Below are 323 nucleotides of genomic sequence, written 5' to 3'. Positions count from 1 at the left end.
CCTTGATGGGTGACGCCCCGCAGCACCTTCAGCTGTCGCCGCGCGGCGCCTGGACCCTGCTGCTGGGCAGCGGCACCGAGCTGGTGCTGGGCCGCAGCCAGCCGCTGCCGCGGCTGGAGCGCTTCGTGGCCGCCCTGCCTGAACTCAAGCGCGCCGAAGCGCGCCCCCTGCTTCGCGCCGACCTGCGCTATGCCAACGGCTTCGCCCTGCTGTGGGCCGAGCCCCCGGCCGTCGAGGCCGGCACTCCCGCTGCACCGAGACAGAACACATGAACCGCAAAGGCGACAAATCCCTGATCGTTGGCCTCGACATCGGCACCTCCA

1 protein-coding gene is annotated in these 323 nt (G+C 71.2%); it reads left to right on the top strand.

The window, feature by feature from the left end; all coding sequences use genetic code 11:
- A partial coding sequence (locus tag FLQ44_RS19920; RefSeq protein WP_147695766.1) for a cell division protein FtsQ/DivIB occupies positions 1–272 on the top strand: 272 nt, incomplete at its 5' end.
- Positions 273–323: the final 51 nt, after the last annotated feature.

It is taken from the genome of Vogesella mureinivorans, assembly GCF_007644035.1.
Classification (GTDB): domain Bacteria; phylum Pseudomonadota; class Gammaproteobacteria; order Burkholderiales; family Chromobacteriaceae; genus Vogesella; species Vogesella mureinivorans.
The sequence above is the reverse complement of the archived record's forward strand: the minus strand, read 5'-3'. Positions and strand labels throughout refer to the sequence as shown.